This is a genomic window from Hymenobacter agri, assembly GCF_054778495.1.
This window is the reverse complement of record NZ_BAAGZM010000418.1, coordinates 1-3811: the sequence shown is the minus strand read 5'-3', so window position 1 is coordinate 3811 and position 3811 is coordinate 1. Positions and strand designations below refer to the sequence as shown.

The window sequence follows — 3811 nt, the reverse complement described above, 5'->3', positions numbered from 1 at the left end:
GCCGGAGTTGCGCACCGCAAACCGCTCGCCGGCCTGCCCGCGCACGAACAGCGCGCCGGAGGTGGCCCCGTACAGCGCCACGTTGCCGATGATGATGTTCTGCTCGGGCACGAAATGGGCGGCGGGGGAGGGGAAGATGGCCAGCTGCGCCCCGCTCAGGCCCTTGCCCACGTAGTCGTTGGCCTCGCCTTCGAGCGAGAACGACAGCCCCGCCACGCAGAACGCGCCGAAGCTCTGCCCCGCCGAGCCGCGGAAGCGATAGTTAATCGTGCCTGCGGGCAGGCCGGCGGCGTGGTAGCGCTTGGCAATCTCATTGGAAATCAGCGTGCCGATGGTGCGGTCGGTGTTGTGCACCTCAAACTCGCCGTATACCGGCGTTTGCTCATTCAGGGCCGGCTGGGCGTATTCCAGCAGCTGCCAATCCAGAATATTGTTTAGGCCATGGTCCTGCACTTCGCTCTGGTACAGGGTGCCGCCCGAGATGTTGGCGGCGGGGTGCAGCATGCCGCTCAGGTCCAGATGGCGGGCTTTCCAGTGGGTGATGCTTTCGCGCACTTTCAGGAATTCGGGTCGGCCCACCATCTCGTTGATGGTGCGGAAACCCAGCTCGGCCATGATTTCGCGCAGTTCCTCGGCCAGGAAACGGAACAGGTTCACGATGTGCTCGGGTTGGCCGGTGAAGAGCTTGCGCAAATCCGGGTCCTGGGTGGCCACGCCCACGGGGCAGGTGTTGAGGTGGCATTTGCGCATCATCACGCAGCCGCCGGCTACCAGCGCGGCGGTGGCCACGCCCCATTCTTCAGCCCCCAGCAGGGCAGCTACGGCCAGGTCGCGGCCGGTTTTCAGCTGGCCGTCGGCCTGCAGCACCACGCGGCTGCGGAGTTGGTTGCGCACCAGGGTTTGGTGAGCTTCGGCCAGGCCCAGCTCCCAGGGCAGGCCGGCGTGCTTAATGGAGCTGATGGGCGAGGCGCCCGTGCCGCCGTCGTAGCCGGCAATCAGAATCACGTCGGCGTGGGCCTTCGCCACGCCGGCCGCGATGGTGCCCACGCCCGCCTTGCTCACCAGCTTCACGTTGATGCGGGCGGCGCGGTTGGCGTTTTTCAGGTCGAAGATGAGCTGGGCCAGGTCTTCGATGGAGTAGATGTCGTGGTGGGGCGGGGGCGAAATTAGCCCCACGCCGGGGGTGGCGTGGCGCACCTTGGCAATCCACTCGTCCACTTTATGGCCGGGGAGCTGGCCGCCCTCGCCAGGCTTGGCGCCCTGGGCCATTTTTATTTGCAGCTCGTCGGCGTTGGTGAGGTAGTGGGCCGTGACGCCGAAGCGCGCCGACGCCACCTGCTTGATGGCCGAGCGCATGGAGTCGCCGTTGGCCATTTTTTCGTAGCGCATGGGGTCCTCGCCACCCTCGCCGGTGTTGCTCTTGCCGCCGATGCGGTTCATGGCAATGGCCAAGGTGCTGTGCGCCTCGTGCGAAATCGAGCCAAACGACATGGCCCCGGTGGCAAACCGCTTCAGAATGCCCTCGGCCGGCTCCACCTCGTCAATGGAAATGGCCTCGCGGTGGTGGGCAAAATCCAGCAGCCCGCGGAGGGTGAACAGGCGCTCGGGCTGCTCATTCACCAGCTTGGCGTAGCGCTGGTAAGTGGCGTAGTTGTTCGTGCGCGTCGCCAGCTGCAGCAGGTGCACGGTTTCGGGGTTGAACATGTGGGCCTCGCCGCGCCGCCGCCAGTGATAGAGGCCGCCGTCGGGCAGCAGCACCTGCTCTTCGGGCGTGCTGGTCTTAAAGCCCTGGAAGTGCTTGTAAAGCGTTTCGCGGGCAATTTCATCGAGCCCCAGCCCGCCGATGCGCGTGACCGCCCCGCAGAAATAAGCGTCCACCACGGCCTGGTTCAAACCCAGAATCTCGAACACCTGCGCGCCGTGGTAGCTCTGCAAAGTCGAAATCCCCATTTTCGAGAAAATCTTCAGCAGCCCGTCGCACACGGCCTTGATGTAGTTGTAGGTGAGCTGCGACTGGTCGAGCGAGGTGTTGAGGTGGCCCGCCTCGCGCATGGTGCGCACCGTGGAGAGGGCCAGGTAGGGGTTGATAGCCGTGGCCCCGAACGAGAGCAGGCAAGCGAAGTGGTGTACTTCCCACACGTCGCCGGCCTCCACTACCAGCCCCACCGAGCCCCGGAACCCGAGCTTGATGAGGTGGTGATGCACGGCCGAAACGGCCAGCAGCGAGGGTATCGGCGCGTGTTCCGAGTCCACGGCGCGGTCCGACAGAATCAGCACCTCGAAACCGTCGTTCACCGCGTCCTCGGCGTAGCGGCAGAGGCGGGCGAGGCCGCGCTCGAGTGCGCCGGGCAGGCCGTCGGCTTTGAAATAGGTTTGCAGTGTCTTGGCATTGAACATGCCGGTGTCGATGCTGCGCAGCTTTTCCAGCTCGTGGTTGCTCAGGATGGGCTGGCGCAGGGCTACGCAGTGGCAGTGGTGCTTATCCTCGTCGAGAATGTTGCCGTTGTTGCCCAGGAAGGTGGCCAGGCTCATCACCAGCCGCTCCCGGATAGGGTCGATGGGCGGGTTGGTGACCTGCGCGAAAAACTGCTTGAAGTAGCTGCTCAGGTGCTGCGGCTGGTCGCTCAGCACGGCCAGGGGCACGTCCACGCCCATCGAGCCGATGGGCTCCTTGCCCTCTACGGCCATGGGTGTGATGAGCACGTCGATGTCTTCGCGGGTGTAGCCGAACACCTGGTGGTACTTGAAAACCGCGTCAGCGGCCAGGTCCGTGAACATCTGGCGGGGCTCGGGCAGCTCTTCGAGGCGAATCTGGTACTCGTTCAGCCACTCGCCGTAGGGCTGGCGGCCGGCAGCCTGGGCCTTCAGCTCCTCGTCGGTGATGATGCGGCCGGCCACGGTATCCACCAGCAGCATCTTGCCGGGCTGCAGGCGGCCCTTCTGCACCACGGTGGCGGGGTCGATGTTCAGCACGCCGGCTTCGGAGGCGACCAGCACGCGGCCGTCGGTGGTTTCGAGGTAGCGCAGGGGGCGCAGGCCGTTGCGGTCGAGCATGGCCCCAATCTGCTGGCCATCGGTGAAAATGAGGGCGGCCGGGCCGTCCCAGGGCTCCATAAACGTGGCGTGGAACTCGTAGAAGGCCTTTTTGAGCGGGTCCATCTGGGTGTTGCCGTCCCAGGCTTCGGGCACCAGCATCATCATCACGTGCGGCAGCGGGCGGCCCGAGTGCAGCAGGATTTCCACCACGTTATCGAGGCAGGCCGAGTCCGACTGCCCGGCGTCGACTACCGGCAGCAGCATGTCCATTTCCTCCGCCGAGAAGTACGGCGACACGTAGTTGCGCAACCCCGCATAAAACCAGTTCAAATTCCCGCGCAGCGTGTTGATTTCGCCGTTATGCGCCAGAAAGCGGAAAGGCTGGGCCAGCTTCCAACTCGGAAACGTGTTGGTCGAAAACCGCGAGTGCACCAGCCCGAAAGCCGACACCACCCGCTCGTCGCTGAGGTCGGGGAAGTAGCCGCGCACCTGGTAGGTGGTCAGCTGGCCCTTGTAGACAATGGTTTTGCACGAGAGCGAGGCCACGTAAAACACGTCCATCGCGGTCGGCACGGTCTCGCGCACCGTCTTGAAAATCAGCCGCCGCAGCACGTAGAGCTTGCGTTCAAAATCCTCCGGATTCGTGATGCCCGCCGGCCGGCCGAAAAACACCTGTTCCATCACCGGCTCGGCCGCCAGGGCCGTGGGGCCGATGCCGGCCGGGTTCACCGGCACCGGCCGGTAGCCTAGTAGGGGGAAGCCCAGCCGCGCGGCC

Annotated in this window: 1 protein-coding gene; it reads right to left on the bottom strand. The window is 64.9% G+C overall.

Annotation, left to right across the window (positions count from 1 at the left end; all coding sequences use genetic code 11):
- The coding region (gene gltB, locus ACYVDE_RS16885; RefSeq protein ID WP_460502721.1) for a glutamate synthase large subunit at window positions 1–3811 on the bottom strand (3811 nt) is incomplete at both ends.